General features: G+C 47.6%; 20 protein-coding genes. 12 read left to right on the top strand and 8 right to left on the bottom strand.

Annotation, left to right across the window (positions count from 1 at the left end; all coding sequences use genetic code 11):
• Positions 1-312: 312 nt before the first annotated feature.
• Positions 313-1272, top strand: coding sequence for an Rpn family recombination-promoting nuclease/putative transposase (locus tag MJZ26_06395; GenBank protein MCQ2105403.1), 960 nt, complete (start codon positions 313-315; stop codon positions 1270-1272).
• Between the two features lie 42 nt (positions 1273-1314).
• Here MJZ26_06395 and dusA read toward each other — a convergent pair whose 3' ends face one another.
• Complete coding sequence (gene dusA, locus MJZ26_06390) at positions 1315-2337, bottom strand: tRNA dihydrouridine(20/20a) synthase DusA (GenBank protein MCQ2105402.1); 1023 nt, start codon at positions 2335-2337, stop codon at positions 1315-1317.
• Positions 2338-2389: 52 nt separating this feature from the next.
• On the opposite strand from dusA, the gene MJZ26_06385 reads away from it, so the two are divergent.
• On the top strand, positions 2390-3046 hold the full coding sequence (locus MJZ26_06385) for a hypothetical protein (GenBank protein ID MCQ2105401.1): 657 nt from the start codon (positions 2390-2392) through the stop codon (positions 3044-3046).
• Between the two features lie 15 nt (positions 3047-3061).
• Here MJZ26_06385 and MJZ26_06380 read toward each other — a convergent pair whose 3' ends face one another.
• Positions 3062-3886 carry a tetratricopeptide repeat protein gene (locus MJZ26_06380; protein ID MCQ2105400.1) on the bottom strand — a complete coding sequence of 275 codons (825 nt, stop codon included), beginning with the start codon at positions 3884-3886 and terminating at the stop codon, positions 3062-3064.
• 152 nt (positions 3887-4038) lie between these two features.
• On the opposite strand from MJZ26_06380, the gene MJZ26_06375 reads away from it, so the two are divergent.
• The 9 genes from MJZ26_06375 (at position 4039) to MJZ26_06335 (ending at position 12159) form a co-directional block, all read left to right on the top strand.
• Positions 4039-4443, top strand: coding sequence for a hypothetical protein (locus MJZ26_06375; protein ID MCQ2105399.1), 405 nt, complete (start codon positions 4039-4041; stop codon positions 4441-4443).
• Positions 4436-5173, top strand: a complete 738-nt coding sequence (locus tag MJZ26_06370; protein MCQ2105398.1) for a hypothetical protein — start codon at positions 4436-4438, stop codon at positions 5171-5173. Before MJZ26_06375 ends, MJZ26_06370 begins: the two co-directional genes overlap by 8 nt.
• Positions 5174-6100 (top strand): helix-turn-helix domain-containing protein, encoded by a 927-nt coding sequence (locus tag MJZ26_06365; protein MCQ2105397.1) that lies wholly within the window; start codon positions 5174-5176, stop codon positions 6098-6100.
• The gene (locus MJZ26_06360) at positions 6097-7224 is read left to right on the top strand and encodes an AI-2E family transporter (protein ID MCQ2105396.1); all 1128 of its coding nucleotides are present in this window, start codon (positions 6097-6099) and stop codon (positions 7222-7224) included. The genes MJZ26_06365 and MJZ26_06360 overlap by 4 nt, the downstream gene beginning before the upstream one ends.
• A 107-nt stretch (positions 7225-7331) precedes the next feature.
• A complete protein-coding gene (locus MJZ26_06355; protein MCQ2105395.1) occupies positions 7332-7640 on the top strand; it encodes an HU family DNA-binding protein in 309 nt (102 codons plus the stop codon).
• Between the two features lie 155 nt (positions 7641-7795).
• Positions 7796-7963: a hypothetical protein gene (locus MJZ26_06350; protein MCQ2105394.1), complete on the top strand. Its 168-nt coding sequence runs from the start codon at positions 7796-7798 to the stop codon at positions 7961-7963.
• A gap of 111 nt (positions 7964-8074) precedes the next feature.
• Positions 8075-8323: a hypothetical protein gene (locus MJZ26_06345; GenBank protein MCQ2105393.1), complete on the top strand. Its 249-nt coding sequence runs from the start codon at positions 8075-8077 to the stop codon at positions 8321-8323.
• Between the two features lie 18 nt (positions 8324-8341).
• Positions 8342-11560, top strand: coding sequence for a carbamoyl-phosphate synthase large subunit (carB, locus tag MJZ26_06340; protein ID MCQ2105392.1), 3219 nt, complete (start codon positions 8342-8344; stop codon positions 11558-11560).
• 419 nt (positions 11561-11979) lie between these two features.
• Positions 11980-12159, top strand: coding sequence for a hypothetical protein (locus MJZ26_06335; GenBank protein ID MCQ2105391.1), 180 nt, complete (start codon positions 11980-11982; stop codon positions 12157-12159).
• A gap of 14 nt (positions 12160-12173) precedes the next feature.
• On the opposite strand, the gene MJZ26_06330 is transcribed toward MJZ26_06335, so the two are convergent.
• From MJZ26_06330 to MJZ26_06310, 5 genes are all read right to left on the bottom strand, one after another.
• Positions 12174-12461 (bottom strand): hypothetical protein, encoded by a 288-nt coding sequence (locus tag MJZ26_06330; protein MCQ2105390.1) that lies wholly within the window; start codon positions 12459-12461, stop codon positions 12174-12176.
• Positions 12458-12757, bottom strand: a complete 300-nt coding sequence (locus MJZ26_06325; GenBank protein MCQ2105389.1) for a helix-turn-helix transcriptional regulator — start codon at positions 12755-12757, stop codon at positions 12458-12460. The genes MJZ26_06330 and MJZ26_06325 overlap by 4 nt, the downstream gene beginning before the upstream one ends.
• Positions 12744-13130: a type II toxin-antitoxin system RelE/ParE family toxin gene (locus MJZ26_06320; GenBank protein ID MCQ2105388.1), complete on the bottom strand. Its 387-nt coding sequence runs from the start codon at positions 13128-13130 to the stop codon at positions 12744-12746. The genes MJZ26_06325 and MJZ26_06320 overlap by 14 nt, the downstream gene beginning before the upstream one ends.
• 373 nt (positions 13131-13503) lie before the next feature.
• The gene (locus MJZ26_06315; GenBank protein ID MCQ2105387.1) at positions 13504-13692 is read right to left on the bottom strand and encodes a hypothetical protein; all 189 of its coding nucleotides are present in this window, start codon (positions 13690-13692) and stop codon (positions 13504-13506) included.
• Positions 13693-13793: 101 nt separating this feature from the next.
• Positions 13794-14474, bottom strand: coding sequence for a PDDEXK nuclease domain-containing protein (locus MJZ26_06310; protein MCQ2105386.1), 681 nt, complete (start codon positions 14472-14474; stop codon positions 13794-13796).
• Between the two features lie 364 nt (positions 14475-14838).
• Here MJZ26_06310 and MJZ26_06305 point away from each other — a divergent pair, with 364 nt between their 5' ends.
• Positions 14839-15525 (top strand): hypothetical protein, encoded by a 687-nt coding sequence (locus MJZ26_06305; protein MCQ2105385.1) that lies wholly within the window; start codon positions 14839-14841, stop codon positions 15523-15525.
• Positions 15526-15704: 179 nt separating this feature from the next.
• On the opposite strand, the gene MJZ26_06300 is transcribed toward MJZ26_06305, so the two are convergent.
• A partial coding sequence (locus tag MJZ26_06300; GenBank protein ID MCQ2105384.1) for a hypothetical protein occupies positions 15705-17439 on the bottom strand: 1735 nt, incomplete at its 5' end.

Raw genomic sequence — 17439 nt, 5'->3', positions numbered from 1 at the left:
CCGTGGCATCGCTAAAAACAGCCTAGAACATCCAAAAACGCAAAAAAATAACATCAAGGCGTAGTCGGACTGCCGCAGGTTGTCCGCTCGCGGCTGTTTTTGGTACCGCCCGACGGCTCCCCCTGGTCAACCGCCCCGGCTAAAAGTCTTCCGCCACCCCCTCTCGGCCCGCTGCGGATATCATTAAGGATTTCCCGTTTTACAATTATTTTACGTAAAATCGCGCAACATTTCCTCGTTCAAAACGTGTTATAGTATGTAGGGCGAATCCGCCTTGCGCTATTGCGGGGGCGTTCCCGTTTTGGAATTATAATGGCAACTTTTGAAGAAAAAGTCGAAAGACAAGTCGAGATCATTAAACAGCATGCGTTCCTGGACCCGACCCGGGACAAGGTCTTCAAGGAAATCTTTTCGAAGGACGTTACGCTGATTCACTTTTTAAACGCAATGCTGCATCAGCCTGAGGAACGTAAGATCGTGAGTATCGAGCGCAAGAAGCCTGCGTCGACGTTGACTTCCGCAATCGATGTGGAGGAGGTCCGCTTTGACGTACACGCGAAACTCAACAATGAAGAATACGTGGATCTGGAGATGCAGCGGGCGTCTCACGAGGATTTTACGGACCGCGTGGAACTTTATGCGGACCAGCTTTCCATTGAGTCGAAGATTCACTTTGACAGCCAGCGCACCGAGACCGAGAAGGAAGACCATCCCTATCTGATGCCTACAACCTACAGCGTGTGGATTTGCAACTTCCCGGTTAGCTTTTGCAAAAGCTACCGCGAGGAACTGGGCCTCTTCCGCTTTTCTAGCATCGGTGATCCCGGCGCCTTGCCTGTATATGATAAAAAAAGGTATATTGTAATCGACTTGAGTAAGGTGGATGCGAAGGTCTTGAACCTGAACACTGCCGAGACGGAATGGCTGGAGCTTTTCACCAAGATGGCCTCTGCGAAGGATGCCCCCAAAACGAAGGATCCCGTCATAGCGGATGTTTACAGCCGTCTGGCGGTGAACGCCCTCGAGAAGAACTTTATCACGGAGATTGCAACAGGTATGGTCACAGAAGCTGAAATCAGTACACGCATCGGAACCGCCCGCCGCGAGGGCCGTGAAGAAGGACACAAAGAAGGCTGTGAAGAAACCAAATTCAGTGACGCAGAAGCGCTTCTACGAGATAATGACCCTGTGGAACGAGTCTCTCGAGTCCTCAAGTTGCCTCTTGAAAAGGTTCAGGAACTAGCGGATAAGATTGCCGCTGAAAAAGCATAAAGTTGATAAGAAAACTCCGAGGCTGAACCCCGGAGTTTTTGCTTATTCTTCCACCACCAATTCCATAGCCTTGCGGATCAGTTCTGCGGGGCCGCCGTATTCGCGGGCGCGGGGTGCGCCTTCGCTGAGCATCTGGCGGTACTTGCGGGCGCCGGGCATGCCTGCGAAAAGGCCATACAGGTGACGCACCAGGATGGTGGCGGGGCAGCCTTCTGCATATTGCTTTTCTACGTAGGGGAGGTAGGCTTCCAAAACTTCCTTGCGACTCCTGTAACGGGGCTCTGCGGCATCTCCGAAAACTCGTTCGTCGGCGTCGTGCAGGAACCAGGGATTTTCGTAGGCTTCGCGGCCCACCATCACGCCGTCCAGCGCCACACCCGTTCCAGCAGAAGTGGGGTCGCCGTTTAAGTGGGCGAGCATCTGGTCCATACTGCGGATGCCGCCGTTGATGGCAATATTCAGCTGGGGCATTTCAGCCTTCAGCTTATGAACAAATTCATAATGCAGGGGAGGAACTTCGCGGTTCTCCTTGGGGCTTAAACCTTTCAGCCAGGCCTTGCGGGCGTGAATAATAAAGTACTTGCAGCCGGCGTCAGCGATAGTTTGTACAAAATCGCGGAAAAACTCCCAGCTGTCGAACTCGTCTACGCCGATGCGGCACTTGATGGAAACGGGAATGCTTACGGCATCCTGCATGGCCTTGAAGCAGTCGGCCACCAGGTTCTTGTCCTTCATGAGGCAGGCGCCGAAACTTCCGCTCTGCACGCGGTCCGAGGGGCAGCCGCAATTCAGGTTCACTTCCTGGAAACCTGCGGCTTCCACCATCTTGCTGCACTTTGCCAAGTCGGCAGGGTTGCTTCCTCCCAGCTGCAGCACGGCAGGATATTCAAATTCCTCGTGACCCAAGAACATTTCGGGATTAGCGTGGAGCAACGCATGGGTCACCACCATTTCGCTGTACAGCAAGGTATGCTTGGAAATCAAACGCAGAAAATAGCGTTCGTGGCGGTCGGTGCAATCCAGCATCGGGGCGATAGACAATCTGCGGTTGAAATCAATATTCATAAGTCGAAATGTAGAAAAAATTGTAGATTTATAATTGTTAGGAGAGTTGGCTATGAAGAACTTGGGTCTGTTTCTTGTTTGTACGGTCTTTTGTGTGTTGGGCTGTTCCGGCTCATCAAAGGTTGGTTCAATAAGCGAAAATTCAGAAAAGTTGTCGGAAGCAGAGCCCATAGATGAAAGCGATTTGAATGCGTTCCAGTCTGCTGTTCAGCACGGTGATGAAATGACGTTCCGGTATGAATATGGCTCGCAGGTTACTTTTTTTGAAGCCAGCAGATATTGTTACAGCAATGGAGAAGACGCTCTGAAGTTTGTAACGAATGATTCGAAAAGCGTTGTTTCCTTACCGGTAGAAAAAATCCAGATTTGTGACGGTGGCTCAGAACTTTGGACTCCCAAGAGCAATGGAAGGGTCTTTCTTGATCATGTGTCCGGAGGAGCTCAAAAGGGATTCTATTTTGGGGGAGAATTCTTCTTTGAGGCCGCCAAGGCGACGATGGGCTCGAATCCTGTAATTGGATCTTTGATGCTTGTTATGACGCCAGTGGGTTTTGCCGTTGGAGCCTCTGTTGGTACAGTTGTTGGTGGAACCGCTGGCCTGGTTGGCATGGGAATTAACTCTACAGACGGAGTTAGAGTTTGCAGGGGTAATCTCACCGAAAAAGAAAAGACGGAATTCCTAGAATCCCATCTTTGCTTTAAACATTAAGCTGAAAATATTAAGCTAGATGAACATGATCGTGTTCAGCTTGGCTCGGTACTTCCAAGTCAGTTCGTGCTTGGGACCCAGAACGCCGAATAGCGTGAGCATAGCCTTCTTTGCTGCACTGTCGTTCCATTCCGGAGCTTCTACGTACAAATTAAGGAAGGCCTGGAGGGCACTTTCGAAATCTTCGGCGGCGGCCATGCAGCAGGCTTCGTGGAATACGATGGCTTCCTTGCCCTGAACGTCCTTCTTGGCGGCTTCGGCATGGAAATCCAGAAGTTCCAGCAGGGACTTGGCTTCCTTATACTGGTCGTCGGCTTCGTTGAACTTCTTGAGAATTTCTTTTGCCTTTTCGGTATCGCCCATGCCGAGACTTGCCTTGGCCCACAGGAGCAAAAGCTTCTTGTCGTCGGGAGTCTTCTGCAAGGCTTCGTTGAGCATGGGCAGGGCCTCGTCGTAGTTCTTGCTTGCGATGGCTTCTTCCAGGGCGTTAGCCATCTTGGCTTCGTCACTGACGTAGAACTTTTCCAGGCGCTTCTTCAGTTCGCTTTCGGGTAGAACGCCTGCGATAACGTCTGCAATCTGGCCCTTGTCCACCATGTGGATTTCGGGAACGGAACGTACGCGGAAGGCCTGGATCAGCTGCATGTTTTCGCGGTCATCGCAACTGACAACGCCCAGGGTGAAATCCAGACTTGTGCTGAACTGGCCCACCAGCTGGGAGTATGGGGCACAATCGGGATATTCTGCCGAGGAGAAGAGGACTGCAACGGCGCGGTCCTGGGAGGCCTGCACCACTTCGGTTTCAAAATTTTCTGCGTTAATCTGAACTACTTTTGCCATGTCCCAAATATAGTAATTCCTTTTTTTATATATTGAACGGCATGAGTAATTGTTCTTTTTGTGGAACCGAGGTTGTTAAGATCAATCTCCATCATCTTGACCTTAGGATTTGTCCCAAGTGTTTTTCGACTTTTTTCCCTTGCGACCAGACCATGGCCTTTCGCGGGGAACTAATTGACAAGTCCCGCGAGCTGTGGCTCAAGGCGCTGCTTGCCAAGAATCTCCAAGACCCTGTTTGCGAAAATCCCAAGTGCATCGATCACGGCGAACCCTTGGTAGACGGAAAACTTCCCGACTACGGTTTTGACGGCAAGGTGACAACCTGCTGCAAGATGTATCACCTGACTCCGTCTTTGACGATTCAGCTTCTGAAACGTACCCTGGAACATCCTTTCCAGGTCCCGCAAAAAGAAGGCAAGCACCATTTCTTCTTTATTCGCTGGTTTGACGCTCTCGTTACCAAGCTTCTTGGCGAAAAGATGCCGGATGAAGACCCTATGGATTTGCTACAGTATAATCTTCACATGAAAAAGGTGATTGAGCCCGAAAATGAATAAGACGTACGCAGTCCTTGCTCTGATTGCAGCGGTTGTACTGGGTGTTTATAACGTTCTGCCGAATCGTTATTTTAGCGAAAGTGTATTCCCCCTTGCAGCGGAATCTTCTGTTATCGCATATGACGATTTGACGGATGGTGGTTCGTCTTCCGTTGAATTTAACCTGCAGGATTCCCTGCTGGATTTTTCCTGCATCTTGGGTGGCAATTCCGCAAAGGCAGCCTGGTGTGGCTTGCTGTTTGACTTGAATAAGGCCGGTGGCGAAGAAGCCCTCTACCGCAATTGGACTTTTGTTGATTCCGTGGTCTTTGATATGGAATCCTACGGAACTGGCGAGGTCCTTGTCAAGATTTGGACTTTTGACCCGGATGTGACTGACCCCAAGGTTGCAAAGACGTTTCGCTTGTTGATGAAGGAACTTCCCTTGACTTCGGGGCGTCAGCGTGTGGCTCTGCCTATGGAGCAGTTCTACACTCCGGATTTCTGGTACAAGGATGCCAAGGTAGATACGACTCTTAATCGCAGACACCAGGAGACCGTTGCCCGCGTAGAAATTGCTCCGGGTTGGAATCAGCCTAAGGGAAAGAAATTTGGTTTAAAGATCTATTCTGTATCCGCTATCGGAGTGAGCAATCTTTTCTTCGGAATAGTTCTGTTCATTATGGTGGTTCTCATGATCATTGCCATTGGACGCAGACATTCGCTTCACAAGAACGAAAACGGTAACTAAGTGAAAAAGATTGCTGTTGTAACGATTGTTTTCTTACTGTTGCTTGCTACATGGAGCTTTATCCTTTGCAGGTATCGCTACAACGAGCAGGTCCTTTTTCCGGCGGGTGCCTTTGAAGTCTATGCCCTCACGGATAACTCCGCCGGCGGATTTTCCACCTGTGAACTATCTCGGACGGATTCCTCCATTACGGCGGATATCAACATCCGTTCTGGCATGGCGTATCCGTATGCTGGCGTTGGTTTCAACCTGATGTCGGTGAATAATCGACCCGCGGTAAATTTCTACGACTTTGCCCGATTTGATTCGCTAGTAATTGAGGTAGAGACGGGGAGAATGCGGAATATTTCTGTTCGTCTCTTGAACAACGACCCGGTGTACAGTAAGGCGAATACGTACCTGAGCTATCGACCGCTGGTTGCGTCTACTGCGGTGGGCACGTTCAGTAAACCGACGAAGCTTGGCCTGCTTGATTTCAAGGTTCCTGAATGGTGGCTGTCTGCTCAAGGCCTTGAAAACGACGACGGCCTAAGGTACATGGATCGCGGCGTTATCCTTGAGGTGTTCAATGGGGAAGGAACCCTGCGCGGAATTCCGGACCAGATTGAACTTCGCTCCATTAAGTTGTTTGGTATAAATCGGAACTTCGTGAATTTGATGATCGTTGTTCTTGCCTTGATGGTGATTGTCTTTGTGGTGGCCATCGCCTATTTTTACCGGACGAATCCTAAGCGGATCGCTCACAAGAAAGAGTCTCTTGCGCAGCTTGAAAAACAGATGGCTCCCGCGGCAGAAATGCTTTTGAATTCGGACCGTTCCGTGGCGGAAATCGCGCTTGCCGTTGGTGAAAAGAGTTCTAGCCAGTTTGAGAAAAAGTTTGCAAAGGTGTTCGGTGTTAAACCCTTGGAATACAGGAGCCGCAAATGAGTAGAATATGGACCATGGACCGCATTATGCGGTACATCATCGTGGTGCTTGGTATTGGCGCTGTACTGTGGGCGCTGAACTACCTGAGCGGTGTTTTGTTTCCGTTCTTTGCAGCATTCCTTGTGGCCTACATTATGGACCCGCTGGTATGCAAGTTGCAGGGCAAGGTGAAACATCGCATTGTTGCTGTGTTGCTTGTCTTGCTTGCCATGATTCTTGTGGTCGGTGGTGCTCTTGCTTTGTTTGTTCCTATGGTGGTTTCCGAAGTGCGACACCTGGGTGAACTGATTCCGCGCTTGTTCAGCGATTCTGTCTGGGTTGAAAGAATTTCTTCCTTTGTTCCTAAGGATATTTGGCAGTCCGTAAAATCTGTGGTTTCCTGGGATAAGATTGCGGTGGCTATGCGAAGCCTTGATTTCTGGGACTCCGTGCAGTCTGTTGCCGGCAAGGTTCTTCCTAGTGCCTGGGGAATTCTTTCTAAGACTTCCAGTGTGCTGGCCTGGCTGTCCGGTGCGGCGATTATCTTCATGTATCTCATCTTCATCATGCTGGACATGCCCAAGCTTCGTCGCGGCATGCTAGACCTGATTCCCAACAGGTACAAGAAAAGTTCCTCTGAGTTCGGCAAGGAAATGGATCGCTTTATGGGCAACTATTTCCGTGCGCAGTCCCTGGTTGCATTAAGCGTTGGAATTCTTTATTCCATTGGCTTCAGCATTATCGGACTGCCTATGGGGGTTGCCTTCGGTTTATTCTCCGGCGCGTTGAACATGGTTCCCTACTTGCAGCTGACGACTATTCCCGTAGCGCTGTTGCTTGCGGTTGTTTACGCCTTGGAATCTGGTATGCCTTTCTGGGAAGTTGCCCTGATTGTGCTTGCTGTCTATGCCATTGTCCAGGTTTTGCAGGACATGGTCCTGGTGCCTAAGATTGTAGGGTCTTCTATGGACTTGCCTCCTGTGGGAATTCTTCTTTCCCTTTCAATCTGGGGCAAACTTCTTGGTTTTCTTGGCCTGGTTGTGGCGATTCCCTTTACCTGTCTTTGCCTTGTGTACTTGAAGAAGATCCAGCGGAAAGCTGATAGTTTAACGGCTAGCGAGGACGAACCGGCCCCCAAGGCTTGATTTTATTGACTTTTTTCAGATTTTTTTCAAAATAAATTACCTACAACCTTTAAAAAAAAGTATAATATACCCATAAAATTCTTAAACCCAACTCAAAGGAGTTAATAATGAATAAGCAAGATCTCATTGAAGCAATCCTCGCCAACAAGGAAGCTGGCATCGAATCCAAGGCTGCTGCTGGCCGCGCTGTTGACGCTGTGCTCGACGGTATCTCCGCTGGTATCAAGAAGGATGGTCTCGTTCAGTTGATCGGTTTCGGTACTTTCCAGGTTAAGGAACGTGCTGCACGTACCGGTCGCAATCCGCAGACTGGCGCTACCATCAAGATCAAGGCTTCCAAGACTGTTTCCTTCAAGGTTGGCGCTGCTCTCAAGGCTACCGCTGCTGCTAAGAAGGCTGCTAAGAAGAGCAAGTAATTTTAATTGCTTTGCTTGTATTGCTTAAAAAGCTTTTAAGACACCTGCCCTTGGGGTGGGTGTTTTTTTTGTTTCTCCTGTTGCCAATGAACTGGTGATTTTGTATAATGTAACTTGTTGTCTGTCAACAAGTTTTTGAAAAAAAGGACGGAATTATGAAACGCAAAATCCTGGGTATGTTTTTCCTTCTCTCTGTTGTAGCGTTGGTTGCATGCAGTGGTTCCAGCACCTCCAGCGACGATGAGGATGATATCTGCACCAAGGATCCCATGGCTCCGGGATGTGTCGTCGACGAACCGGTTGATGAACCTGCTGCCGAGTAACTTCAAAAAAAACAGAAAATTTTCACATTCTGTTTTTACAAATATTGAAGGTTTTTACATTTCTAACTATATTTGCACAAGTTTAAACCTTGTGAAATTTAGTTGGAAGTGATGAACGCATTGAACAAGAAAATGGCTAAGCGAACTGGCGCCCATGGTGCTCCGGCCGCAATGGTTGTTTCTTCTGTTTGTTCTTCTATTTCCATTTCCAAGATTGTTGATTTTATGAGTGCCGAGCCTATTGGTTCGGCCTTTCTTTTTATGGATTCTATCGCCCCGGCGGGGCTCCAGAATGACGTTGATATTACAGTCACCCTGGAGGCGAAGCCGATAGGGGCCAATTGCACATTTATTAGTTAAATCAAATGGAGATAAAAAATGAAGATCGAAGGTATCGATAAGGTTCTCATCATCGGCTCTGGTCCTATTGTCATTGGCCAGGCTTGCGAATTCGACTACTCTGGCACCCAGGCCTGTAAGGCTCTGCGCGAACAGGGTTACAAGATCGTGCTGGTGAACTCTAACCCGGCAACCATCATGACCGACCCGGTCATGGCCGACGCCACTTACATCGAACCGCTGAATCTCGAACGCTTGGAACAGATCATTGCCAAGGAACGTCCCCAGGCATTGCTCCCGAACCTCGGCGGTCAGACTGGCTTGAACCTGTCTTCTGCCCTGAACAAGGCTGGCATTCTGGACAAGTACGGCGTGAAGGTCATTGGCGTGAACCTGGACGCTATCGAACGCGGCGAAGACCGTGAAATCTTCAAGGCTACCATGCAGCAGCTGGGCATCGACACCCCGCGCTCCGGCATTTGCCACTCTGTTGAAGAAGCCGAAAAGATCGTTGCTGAAATCGGCTACCCTGTGGTGGTTCGTCCGGCATACACCATGGGTGGTGCAGGTGGCGGCTTCTGCTACAACGTCGAAGAACTCCGTACCATTTGCGGTAACGGCCTTGAACTTTCCATGACTCACCAGTGCCTCATCGAAGAATCCATTCTCGGTTGGGAAGAACTGGAAGTCGAAGTGGTTCGCGACTCCAAGAACCAGATGATCGCTATTTGCTTCATCGAAAACATTGACCCGGTGGGCGTTCATACTGGCGACTCCTTCTGTGCCGCCCCGTTCCTCACCATCGACAAGAAGCTTGAAGAAAAGCTGAAGACCGACGCTTTCAAGATTGTTGAAGCTATCGGCGTGATCGGCGGTACCAACGTTCAGTTCGCACACGACCCCAAGTCTGGCCGCGTGGTGATTATCGAAATCAACCCCCGTACCTCTCGCTCCTCTGCTCTTGCTTCCAAGGCAACCGGTTTCCCCATCGCTCTCGTTTCTGCAAAGCTCGCTGCTGGCATGACTCTGGACCAGATGGACTACTGGCGCGACGGCACCCTCGAAAAGTATACTCCGAGCGGTGACTACGTTGTGCTGAAGTTTGCTCGCTGGGCATTCGAAAAGTTCCGCGGCGTTGATGACTGCCTGGGCACCCAGATGAAGGCTGTGGGCGAAGTCATGGCTATCGGAAAGACCTATAAGGAAACCCTCCAGAAGGCAATCCGCGGTCTTGAAAACGGCCGTGCAGGCCTTGGCTTTGCTAAGGACTTTAACAAGAAGACCAAGGAAGAACTTCTCGACATGATGAAGACCGCTTCTTCTGAACGTCACTTCCAGATGTACGAAGCCATCCGTAAGGGCGCAACCGACGAAGAAGTTTTCGCAGCTACTTACGAAAAGGCTTACTTCGTGCAGCAGATGCGCGAACTGGTTGAACTTGAAGAAAAGATGCTTAAGACTCCGGGTCGCATGCCTTCTGACGAACTCCTGATCCAGGCCAAGAAGGACGGCTTCGGCGATAAGTACATCGCAAAGATCCTCGGCATCCGTGAAAAGGACGTTCGTGCAAAGCGTATCGAACTCGGCATGGTTGAAGGCTGGTGCGCAGTGCCTGTTAGCGGCGTGAAGGACCAGTACTACTACTATTCTACCTACAACTGCAAGGACGAATCTACCGCCACCAACAACCCGAAGAAGATCATGATCCTCGGCGGTGGCCCGAACCGTATCGGCCAAGGTATTGAATTCGACTATTGCTGCTGCCACGCTGCAATGGCTCTCCGCGAAATGGGTTACGAAACCATCATGGTGAACTGCAACCCGGAAACCGTTTCTACCGACTACGATACCAGCGACAAGCTGTACTTCGAACCGGTGACCCTCGAAGACGTTCTCCAGATTTACAAGAAGGAACAGCCCGCCGGCGTTATCGTGCAGTTCGGTGGCCAGACTCCGCTGAACATCGCCCGCGCACTCAGCGACGAAGGCGTGAAGATTCTCGGTACCAGCATCGATTCCATCGATATCGCTGAAGACCGCGACCTGTTCCGCAAGATGATGGACCAGCTGGAAATCCCCATGCCCGAAAGTGGCATGGCAACGAACATCGACGAAGCCCTCGCTTGCGTCAAGCAGATCGGTGGCTACCCTGTGATGATCCGCCCCAGCTTCGTGCTTGGCGGCCGCGGCATGGAAGTCATCTACGACGAAAACATGCTCCGCGAATACGTTGCCAAGGCTGTTGGCGTTACCCCGGATCGCCCGCTCCTCATCGACCGTTTCCTCCACAACGCTCTGGAATGCGAAGCCGACGCCCTCTCTGATGGCGAACACGTTTACATTCCGTCCGTGATGGAACACGTGGAACTTGCAGGTGTCCACTCCGGTGACTCCGCCTGCATTATTCCGCCGGTAACCATTACCGAAGCAAACCTGAAGACCATCAAGGATTACACTCGTAAGATTGCAGAATCCCTCCACGTTTGCGGTCTCATGAACATGCAGTACGCCATCGAAGACGGCAAGGTTTTCGTTCTCGAAGCCAACCCCCGCGCATCCCGTACCGTGCCTCTGGTCTCCAAGGTTTGTAACACTCAGATGGCCCGCCTTGCAACCCGCCTCATGATGGGTGAAAAGCTGGAAGATTTGAAGCTGAAGGACAAGAAGTTCAAGCACCACGGTGCCAAGGAAGCTGTGTTCCCGTTTGACAAGTTCCCCAAGGTTGACCCGGTTCTCGGCCCTGAAATGCGTTCCACCGGTGAAGTGCTTGGTCTCTCCGAAGACTTCGCCCTGGCTTACTACAAGAGCCAGGAAGCCGCAGGCTCCATCTTGCCTTCCAGCGGTGCAGTTCTTATCAGCTTGTCTGACAAGACCAACCTCTGCGACCAGGCAATCGAAGTGGGTCAGCGTTTCCAGGAACTTGGCTTCAAGATCTACGCAACCGAAGGCACCGCCAAGTTCTACGAAAAGGCTGGCGTCAAGTGCGAAGTGGTGAACAAGATCGCCGAAGGCCGCCCCAACGTTCTGGATGTTATCCTGAACAAGCAGGTGAACCTCATCATCAACACCCCGTGGGCTCGCCGCGACGCTGTTGCCGATGAATCCGCCATCCGTAAGGCTGCCATCAAGTACAAGACTCCTTACATCACCACTCTCGCCGCCGCTCTCGACACAGTCAAGGGTATTGCCGCTGCTAAGGCAGGCAAGGGCGAAGTTAAATCTCTCCAGGAATATCATTCCTCCATTGAAGAGATTTAACGTAGTGAAGAGCCTGCAGGAGTAGCGTGCAAGCCGAGTATGCCCAAAGGCGAATGCAGTAATTATGCTTGCGTAATTATTGCTGAGCCGCCAGCATGACGCGTAAGCGTCAATGCCGCGACAGAGAGCTTGCTCTCTGGCATGGCTGAGGCGAAGCAGCTGACGCCTATACGAAACTAGCCTCTTTAGAGGCTTAGTTGAGTTATCCACTTTGTGGAGTAGGCGTCAATACCACGCAAGCATCGAAGAAGTTTAATTCTTCGGTGGCGTGAGTCCCGCGCAACTGTCACCCTGACGAAAGTCAAGGTCGGTTGTTCAAGAAACTAAAAGAACCCCGTCTCATTGGAGGCGGGGCTCTTTTTTGCATCTATTTGTTTTTGCGATAGAAATATCTATATTGTTGTCAAAGGAGTTTTAACATGTGTCAAATTGAAAAATTGCAAGAACTGTACGACGAATGCAAGAAGATTAATTTTGACGAAACTTCTGACATTCTTGAAAAGGCTCGTTCCGAAGAAGAAGCCCGTTTCTTTGCGTTGGTGTGTGATTTAATTTTGCAGCAGAAGCAAGAAGAAGTCATCGCCGCAAAGAGGTTTTAATTTGCAATGCAAACTCAGTGATTGGGCCGCCTAAATTTAGCTATGTCGACAATCATTTCTTCCTCGGAATTCCATCCTTTATCAGTCTCAAAGAGCGCTTGAATTTCTTTTAGTGTATTTTGGGCGTACCTGTCGACGCGCCACGACGCCAGCTCCTTTTCGTCGTCAAGTTCTGGAGCTACCTTGATGATTCTTTCTAGAGCGTCAAAGGCTTGATCTTGAGAGATCTGTTTTTTATTAACATCTTTCATTTGCGGCATTGTCTTGCTTGAACGCTTTGAACTTTTTAATTCAATGGTCAAGCGGAAAGTTTTACGATTTTTTTGCCTTTACGAGCTGTAAGTTCGTACCCTAAAGGTGCAAGGAGCGCAGTTAATGTCTTTAGTGTTATATTGACGGGTTGCATTGCTCGTAAATTCTGTATGACCGATGTTGAAATTCCAGAAAGATTCGATAACTTACGAACGCTAATTTTTTCTTGGGCCATAGCATCTAAAAGCAACTCCGACAAAAGAAAGTTGGCATATTCCTTGTCGAAAGCTTCTTTTTGCTTTGGATCTTCCATCATTTTTTCAAAAGTTGATTTAGACTTTGGCATAATATGTCCCACCGAAAACTCGTTGTTCGTAATTTTCCTTTCTATTTAAAGCTTTTTGTTTTTCTTCCTCAGGGAGCTTTTGACATTTTTTACAAAAGGCATTTGTTACAATAATTTTTTGACCGGTATAGAAAAATGACAAAAATCTATTTGGCTGGGGTTTGAAGGCGTAAATTTTATCCCCCTCATTACGAAATTTGGTAATGTCTGAAATTCGGCCAAAATCTCCCATTCGTTTGAAAAGCATCATTACCTTTCTTTTGTTAACATCATCAAGTCCATTGAAAAAATCTAAGGCGTCGCTTTTTCCTTGTTCATCATAAAACCATTCAATAGTAAACGACACTCCCTCGTATGCAATAATCTCTTCCAAATGTATCTCCTTTTTGATACAGTGTCAAGGCTTATCTAAAAAATGATACTTATTTGATAATTTTTAATTGTGGCGAGTTTGCTATATAATTAAAATGAGAATTGTCACATATCTTTTGGAAGGCAGTTTCGTCAGTATTTATGACGTTCTCTCTACTCATTCTTTCTCCTTTGTGTTACAGGCTGAAAAAACACAAACAAAATGCACAAATGTGCTAGTGAACAAAATATAACTAATTTTATTAAAAAGAGCAATGGGGCACAGATTTTTTTTGTGATGTTATCCAGGTTTCTATATTTGCACGTATAACGGCTTTACGGCCTGCATAAAACTCGTTAAGGTATAGAATGAAAAAATCCTTGCTTGAATGCTTTTATACAGGATCAGGGATGATAATCTGGCCGGTCACGTAGCAATGCACTAGAGAATTCAAAAGCGTCTGGTACGGGATTCCTGCGGCCAGGGCTTTTTCCTTGAACTTTCGCATGTCATCTTCGTCGGGCAAAAATGATACTTCTACCATTCCATTTGAAGATAGCTCTTTTTCACCAATAAAATCCATTTTAAACTCCTTATATTGTGTGCTATTATTTCGAGAAATTGAAGATTTCAACCTTTTCAGTTTGTTCCTGAAAAAACCTTTTCTGCGATTCTATCACATTTTTAAGTTCCTCTTCTGACGGCATATATGTCATATCCTTTGCCTAACTCCAGAATAAATTGCTGGAGATTGTCAATCAAGGCTTGTTCTAGCTGAGTTTCTGTATATCTTGAGTTTTGATGAAACTGCAAAAAGTCTGCTATAAGAGGATTCTTTATAAAATTTTCAGGAGATTTTCTCACATCTTCCTTCGTTTTTGCCGAGGACTGATCTGTTCGCTGTACTAAAAGTCTTCGACCATAATATTGTGATGCAATATTACGTTCCAAAGTACGAACACTCCATGTACCAGAAATTGTCTCGGTCAAATACCATTGCCTTTCCTCCTCGTTTTCAATATGGATTAACAGGCGAATGTGAGACCAGCTTAAATTTTGCACACACGTGTGCAAAATCTCGTAGTTAGGGAAAACCAAATAAAACCTTCTATAGTAAGCTAAGTTGCGCTTGCCATAGCCTGCTCCATATAAAGTTTTCAATTTTTCTGCAAGTTCCGATACTATTCTTTTTCCGTATTGAGCTCGCATAGCGCCGCACTGTTCTTCTTCAACAATGCGCTTGCCAATGTTCCAATAGGTTGTGATTGCAACGGAGACTACAGCCTTCGATGCTCCTGCTTGCCCCTCATTGATGATGCGACAAATATCGTCGACAAAATGAGAGTCGATGATTGAATTTTTCATTGCTTAGATTTTCTGGCCGTTCCATATTTTGCGAGGAATCGACCATTGTACCTCGCATTTCGCAGGCGGAGGCTCTCTCCCCTGGTCAGCCGCGCTACTCACTGACCCTCATCCTGCTGGGCACCTGAAGTGCCTGTGACATCTGCCAGAAATTTGGCCTAGTCACTTTCTTATCCGCTAATGCGAGGTTATGTCTTTTCCGCCCCGGGACCTATGGAATAGGCATTAAGGCAATGCCTTTCCTCACCACACGTCGGACGGTGTTATGTTGAACTGCAAAAGAATATAGAAAATTTTTGATGCCATTGTTTCGAATTTTTATATTTCCTAACGTGGCTAGATTACGGTAAAAATAGGGTGTAGAATGAAAAAATCCTTGCTGCTTGTTGTTCCTTTCGTTTTGTTGTTTTTGAATGCCTGCGCTACCGACGCAGACGAAGGTTTTGACGCATCATCAGTTTGCCCTGCAGAAGGAACGAACGGCTACGGCATGCCGAATCGCGGAACGTTCGTGGATGAACGCGATGGCCAGGTGTATAAATACACGACCATCGGTGACCAGGTCTGGATGGCAGAGAACTTGAACCATGTCGCAGATTACAGCGCCTGCTATGACAATGATGAATTAAACTGCGATTTTTGGGGGCGTTTTTACTCTTTGTTAGAAAACGGAAAGAATGAAGCACCAATGAATTATGCAATGGTTGATTCTATTTGCCCGACTGGATGGCATGTGCCATCTAGTGATGAATGGGATAAACTAATAAATCTAGTGGGTAAATATCAGGATGATGCCACAGCAAAAAGATTGAAATCAACCCAACTTTGGACAGAGGAGGCTAGTGGCGGAAATGGAAGTGACGACTGTGGATTTAGTGCAATACCGGCAGGAGGACACTCTGGTCGAAAAATTGAATATATGTATCGCTACGCATATTTTTGGACATCAACAATGTTTACCGAAGATGCAGCTTACGCGATTATCTTTGGTGACACGATTGGAAGAACCAATGCTCACCCCAAAATGTCCATCCGTTGCATAAAAGACTAACGTGATCCGGCTTTATATAAATCCTTCGTAAGGATTATTCCATTGCAAAAAAAGCCGGCATAGACTTAAGCGGGCTCTTTTGCTATTCAAAAGCCAAGTACGGAAGTTTCTTCGTTGAATTCCTCTGGGGTCTCGATCTTTGCGTCGAACTTAGCGTCTAGTCAAGTTTGAAAAAAAAATCATTCCTTGATGCATCGAATGCTCATGTAATCTCGACACCCGCCATCTTCATACAAATCCCATCGGAGAGGCGCTGTGGTGTTGTTTCGACCATTGCCATACAAAAATTGGACGAACACAATGGGATTGTTAGAACTGTGATAGCGAACAGTACTCGTCCATATTCTTGTTCTTGCTGTTTTTTCCAAGGGTTCATTATCCCAAATAGTAGGAAGAACGCTAAAGCCATAGACGTTAGCCTCTAACGAGTCGGATCTGAGCAGCAGTTCGTTCCATTCTCCGGCACTGGCAAGGGGGACTCCGCCTCCAGCATCATATCGACGGGCGTCTGTCGATTTGTTTAAAATTTCGAAGTCGATTCGATTGGGCAGGCGCCACCCATCAGGGCAAATTCCCTGGTGATTCCGCTCCACCGCACAAATGTTTTTACAGCTGCACAAAGAATCCTTTGGCGAGGTGTAATAACGTGCAGAATCCATAGCGGCAAACCAAGAATAAAGTCTTCCGTATTTCTCGCAGTTTGCCTCCTGGCCTTCTATGCATCGAATTCGGTTTTTCAGGCTCGGAGTCTTTACGCTATCGGCATACCGTAAATTTTCGGCCATCCATTCCTGCTTACCAATCTTTATGGTCTTGTAAGTACTGCCATCTCGTTTGTCGGTAAGGGTTCCGTATTCGCAGTTGTCTACACCATTTACATTACATGAATCCGCCTTTTCAGCCTTTGCCGGATAACGGACTTCACTACCGTCCTTAATACAACGTAGCATTGCCATCAAATTACTACTAGACCGTTGGTACTTTAAAGTAAGCCTACCATCCCATTCATTTTCCAAAGTAACTGTATAAGTGCTTAGGGAGCCAAAACTATCATAAAATCCAAATGTGGTAAGATAGATGCCTTTTATTCTGTTAAAAGCGGGAAGTAAGGATAATCCATAATCATCGCTATGATTTGCCCCTTGTAGCCATAATTTTTTTGACGAAAGTTTATCGATGGCATCTTTAAAATAGATGTCGTTTGACGAGTGAATAGAATCCGAGGCGGCGGCCATCAACAGTGTTCCCCACTCATTGACAGAGGGAACGTGCCAACCTGTAGGGCATATTCCCTGCACAACGGAATCCGCAGGAATATGGTCACCACTTCTAATGCCGATTTTTGCGGAATCAATGGCGACTGGCCAACGGTACTGTCGTCCAAAAGATTCACAAATTTTTTCATCGTCTTTAAAACAGAGACTCGTTCCGTCTGGCGTTTCATAATTCAGATTCTGGGCCATCCAAGTTTGACCATCTATTTCAATCGTCTTATAGACATGACCATCGCGTTCATCCGTAAATTCACCATAAGTTTTATTGGGATTCAAATAAAACTCTATAGTCGGTGTTTTGTGGGTTGTGGTTGAAACGGGGTCGCTTACAAGGGTGCCGTCATAAGGTTCGTCACGAAGGCAACGTACAGGCATGGCGTTTCTGTAATTTAAAACTAGCCCAGAAAGAACTTTGGTTGCGGCAGAATCATCTCCATTGAACTCATAATGATAGTTTGCACCACAAGATCTTTCTGTTCCCGAGGTCCAAAAAGCAGCTTGGTCAAAACTGTTACCTCCATGTATATTTTGCAAAATAGAGGGAAGAACAGAAAATCCATAAAGATTTAGCCCCTTCGTATTTTCTTGGCTCTTCATCAACATGTGTGGGTGGCTTCGCCACCCTTTTTTGTTGACTTTC

Source organism: Fibrobacter sp., assembly GCA_024398965.1.
Classification (GTDB): Bacteria; Fibrobacterota; Fibrobacteria; order Fibrobacterales; family Fibrobacteraceae; genus Fibrobacter.
Note: the sequence above shows the minus strand (reverse complement) of the source record. Positions and strands in the feature narration are given on the sequence as shown.

Excerpts from the sequence above, each read along its gene's own strand:
- MJZ26_06395 (MCQ2105403.1), top strand. The coding sequence starts at position 313 with ATGGCAACTTTTGAAGAAAAAGTCGAAAGACAAGTCGAGATCATTAAA.
- dusA (MCQ2105402.1), bottom strand. The coding sequence starts at position 2,337 with ATGAATATTGATTTCAACCGCAGATTGTCTATCGCCCCGATGCTGGAT.
- MJZ26_06385 (MCQ2105401.1), top strand. The coding sequence starts at position 2,390 with ATGAAGAACTTGGGTCTGTTTCTTGTTTGTACGGTCTTTTGTGTGTTG.
- MJZ26_06380 (MCQ2105400.1), bottom strand. The coding sequence starts at position 3,886 with ATGGCAAAAGTAGTTCAGATTAACGCAGAAAATTTTGAAACCGAAGTG.
- MJZ26_06375 (MCQ2105399.1), top strand. The coding sequence starts at position 4,039 with ATGGCCTTTCGCGGGGAACTAATTGACAAGTCCCGCGAGCTGTGGCTC.
- MJZ26_06370 (MCQ2105398.1), top strand. The coding sequence starts at position 4,436 with ATGAATAAGACGTACGCAGTCCTTGCTCTGATTGCAGCGGTTGTACTG.
- MJZ26_06360 (MCQ2105396.1), top strand. The coding sequence starts at position 6,097 with ATGAGTAGAATATGGACCATGGACCGCATTATGCGGTACATCATCGTG.
- MJZ26_06355 (MCQ2105395.1), top strand. The coding sequence starts at position 7,332 with ATGAATAAGCAAGATCTCATTGAAGCAATCCTCGCCAACAAGGAAGCT.
- MJZ26_06350 (MCQ2105394.1), top strand. The coding sequence starts at position 7,796 with ATGAAACGCAAAATCCTGGGTATGTTTTTCCTTCTCTCTGTTGTAGCG.
- MJZ26_06345 (MCQ2105393.1), top strand. The coding sequence starts at position 8,075 with ATGAACGCATTGAACAAGAAAATGGCTAAGCGAACTGGCGCCCATGGT.
- carB (MCQ2105392.1), top strand. The coding sequence starts at position 8,342 with ATGAAGATCGAAGGTATCGATAAGGTTCTCATCATCGGCTCTGGTCCT.
- MJZ26_06335 (MCQ2105391.1), top strand. The coding sequence starts at position 11,980 with ATGTGTCAAATTGAAAAATTGCAAGAACTGTACGACGAATGCAAGAAG.
- MJZ26_06325 (MCQ2105389.1), bottom strand. The coding sequence starts at position 12,757 with ATGCCAAAGTCTAAATCAACTTTTGAAAAAATGATGGAAGATCCAAAG.
- MJZ26_06315 (MCQ2105387.1), bottom strand. The coding sequence starts at position 13,692 with ATGGATTTTATTGGTGAAAAAGAGCTATCTTCAAATGGAATGGTAGAA.
- MJZ26_06310 (MCQ2105386.1), bottom strand. The coding sequence starts at position 14,474 with ATGAAAAATTCAATCATCGACTCTCATTTTGTCGACGATATTTGTCGC.
- MJZ26_06305 (MCQ2105385.1), top strand. The coding sequence starts at position 14,839 with ATGAAAAAATCCTTGCTGCTTGTTGTTCCTTTCGTTTTGTTGTTTTTG.